The 3,722-nt window shown below is 69.4% G+C and carries 1 protein-coding gene; it reads right to left on the bottom strand.

The window, feature by feature from the left end; genetic code table 11:
- Positions 1 to 97: 97 nt before the first annotated feature.
- A partial coding sequence (hrpA, locus tag AC1D01_RS24820; RefSeq protein ID WP_477871099.1) for an ATP-dependent RNA helicase HrpA occupies positions 98 to 3,722 on the bottom strand: 3,625 nt, incomplete at its 5' end.

Here is a 3,722-nt window from a genome sequence, read left to right as displayed (position 1 = left end):
GGCGAGGACTGGGGAGACAAAAATGGCATGGAGGCTCTCCCTGCAGGAGTGAATGGGGGAGCGAGCATGCAAGGGGAATGTGCAGGAATTCTGCAGATCACACCGTCAACGCCCCCAGCGCCTTCTCCAGCCGCTTCACGCTCACCGGCTGCGGCGTCCGCAATTCCTGCGCAAACAGGCTGACCCGCAACTCCTCCAGCAGCCAGCGGAACTCCTCCAACCGCCCGTCGTGCACGCCCTTGCGATCGGCCAGCAGCCGCAGCCAGCGCTGCTCCAGCGGGCGCAGTTCGGCCAGGCGCTGGGCATCCCGCGCCGGGTCGGCACGCAGCTTGTCCAGCCGCATCACCACGCCCTTCAGGTAGCGCGGCAGGTGCGCCAGCTGGGCCCACGGCGTCGCCCCCACGAAGCGCTTCGGCACCAGCCGGGCCAGCTGCGCCTGCACGTCGTCGGCCACCTCCTTCGGCGCCCGCGCATCCTTCAGCTTGCGCTGTGCCGCGGCGAATTCGGTCAGCACCACGATCACGCTGCGGGCGATCTCGTTGGCGATCAGCGTCAGGCGCCCTCGCCCTTCGTCGATGCGCCGCCGGAAGGCCTGCGCATCGGCCGGCAACGGGTCGGCAAGGAACGCACGGTCGAGCGCCAGGTCGATGATCTGCTCGCGCAGTTCCTCGGCCGTGCCCAGCGGCATGTACAGCACCGCCATCTTCTGCAGGTCGGGGATGTTCTTCTCGAGGTACTTCAGCGCGTCACGGATCTGCAGCGCCACCAGCCGCCGCAGGMCGGCCCGGTGCTTGTGCGCCGCCACGTCCGGCTCGTCGAACACCTCGATCTGCACATGGCTGCCACGGTCGATCAGCGCCGGGAACCCCACCAGCACCTGGCTGCCGCGCTTCACCTCCATCAGCTCCGGCAACTCGCCGAAGGTCCAGTCGGTGTAGGTCGGCTCGGGCGCATCCGCCACCGGCGCGCTCGCGCGGCCCGGCGCCGTCTTGACGACGATGGTGTTCGCGCCCGCCGGCGTCGCTGCCGCAGCGGGCGCCGCGGCCACCGCCGGCCGCAGCACCGCCAGCGCCTGGAACGCCGAGCGCGCCTGCCCGCCCAGCTCGGCCTTCAGGCTGGCGAGGTTGCGCCCCTGCCCCAGCTGCCGGCCGTTCTCGTCGACCACGCGGAAGTTCATGAACAAATGCGGCGACAGCTGCTCCAGCTTGAAATCGGCGCGCTTCACGTCGAGCTGCGTCTTGTCGCGCACCGCCTTCAGCAACACGTCCACCAGGCTGCCGGTGCCGAAGCCGTGCGCCTCGTGCACCTGGTCGACGAAGCCCTGCGCATAGTCCGGCAACGGCACCAGCCGCGAGCGCGGGCGCTGGTGCAAGGTCTTCACCAGCGCCAGCACCTTGTCCTTCAGCATGCCGGGCACCAGCCATTCGCAGCGCTCGTCGCTCACCTGGTTCAGCGCGTAGATCGGCACGGTGACGGTGACACCGTCCTTCGGGTCGCCCGGGTCGTGCAGGTAGCTCGCGATGCAGTCGACGCCGCCCATGCGCAGCGTCTTCGGGAACGACGCGGTCGTGATGCCCGCCGCCTCGTGCCGCATCAGCTCCTCGCGCGTCAGGAACAGCAGCTTCGGCTGGCGCTGGCTCTCCTCGCGGTACCAGCGCTCGAGGCTGTGCCCGCTGCACACGTCGGCCGGCAGCTGCTGGTCGTAGAACGCGTGGATCAGCTCGTCGTCGACCAGCACGTCCTGCCGGCGCGACTTGTGCTCCAGCTCCTCGACCTGCGCGATCAGCTTGCGATTGGCCGCAAGAAACGGCAGCCGCGTCTCCCACTCGCCGTTCACCAGCGCCTCGCGGATGAAGATCTCGCGCGCCGCCACCGCATCCACGCGCCCGAAATTGACACGCCGGTTGCTGTAGATCACCAGGCCATACAGCGTCGCCCGCTCCAGCGCGACCACCTCGGCCGCCTTCTTCTCCCAGTGCGGCTCCAGCAGCTGCGTCTTGATCAGGTGGCCGGCGATGCCCGGCAGCCACTGCGGCTCGATGTTGGCGATGCCGCGGCCGAACAGCCGCGTCGTCTCGACCAGCTCGGCCGCGACGATCCAGCGTCCCGGCTTCTTGCCGAGGTGCGAACCCGGGTGCTTGTAGAACTTGATGCCACGCGCGCCGAGGTACCAATCGTCCTCGTCGCTCTTCTGGCCGATGTTGCCCAGCAGCCCTGCCAGCATCGCCAGGTGCAGCTGGTCGTAGGTGGCCGGCAGCGTGTTGAGCCGCCAGCCGTGCTCGGCCACCACGGTGTGCAGCTGCGAATGGATGTCGCGCCACTCGCGCACGCGGCGCGGCGAGACGAAGTTGTCGCGCAGCAGCTGCTCCTGCTTGCGGTGCGAGAGCTTGTGCTCCTTGCTGCCGCCGCGCGCGTCTTCGAGCCATTTCCAGAGCTTCAGCGTGCCGAGGAACTCGGAGCGGTCATCGTCGAACTTCTTGTGCGCCGCATCGGCCGCCTGCTGGTGCTCCATCGGCCGGTCGCGCGCATCCTGCACGCTCAGCGACGACGCGATCACCAGCACCTCGGCCAGCGATTCGCGGTTGCGCGCCTCCAGGATCATGCGGCCGACGCGCGGGTCCAGCGGCAGCCTGGACAGCTCGCGGCCGGTCGGCGTCAACTCGTTCTGTTCGTCCACCGCGCCCAGCTCGTGCAGCAGCTGGTAGCCGTCGGCGATCGCGCGGCGCGGCGGCGGCTCGAGGAACGGGAAGTCCTCCACCAGCCCGAGCCCGAGCGACATCATGCGCAGGATCACGCCAGCCAGCGACGAACGCAGGATCTCCGGATCAGTGAAGCGCGGCCGTTCGGTGTAGTCCTTCTCGTCGTAGAGCCGGATGCAGATGCCGTTGCTGACGCGCCCGCAGCGCCCGGCGCGCTGGTTGGCCGCCGCCTGGCTGACCGGCTCGATCTGCAGCTGCTCGACCTTGTTGCGGTAGCTGTAGCGCTTGACGCGCGCCGTGCCGGCATCGATCACGTACTGGATGCCCGGCACCGTCAGCGAGGTCTCGGCGACGTTGGTGGCCAGCACGATGCGGCGTGCGCTGTGCGGCTCGAACACGGCATCCTGCTCCTGCTGGCTCAGGCGCGCGAACAGCGGCACCACCTCGACGCCCGGCGGGTGGTGCTTGCGCAGGTGCTCGGCCGCCTCGCGGATCTCGCGCTCGCCCGGCAGGAAGACCAGCACGTCGCCGGCGCCCTCGCGCCACAGCTCGTCGACCGCATCGCCGATGGCGTCGTTCAGGCCGTACTCGCGGGATTCCTCGAACGGCCGCCAGCGCTGCTCCACCGGAAACAACCGTCCCGACACCTGGATCACCGGCGCCGGCCCCTGGCGCGACGCGAAATGCTGCGCAAAGCGGTCGGCATCGATGGTGGCCGAGGTGACGATGATCTTCAGGTCGGGCCGGCGCGGCAGGATCTGCCGCAGGTAGCCGAGCAGGAAGTCGATGTTCAGGCTGCGCTCGTGGGCCTCGTCGATGATCAGCGTGTCGTAGGCCTTCAGCAGCGGGTCGGTCTGCGTCTCGGCCAGCAGGATGCCGTCGGTCATCAGCTTGACGCTCGCGCCGGCCGACAGCCGGTCCTGGAAGCGCACCTTGAAGCCGACGTGCTCGCCCAGCGGCGTGTTCAGCTCCTGCGCGATGCGCTTGGCCACGCTCGAGGCCGCGATGCGCCGCGGCTGCGTG

The sequence above is a fragment of the Rhizobacter sp. P3_B12 genome (assembly GCF_056402895.1).
The sequence above is the reverse complement of the archived record's forward strand: the minus strand, read 5'-3'. Positions and strand labels throughout refer to the sequence as shown.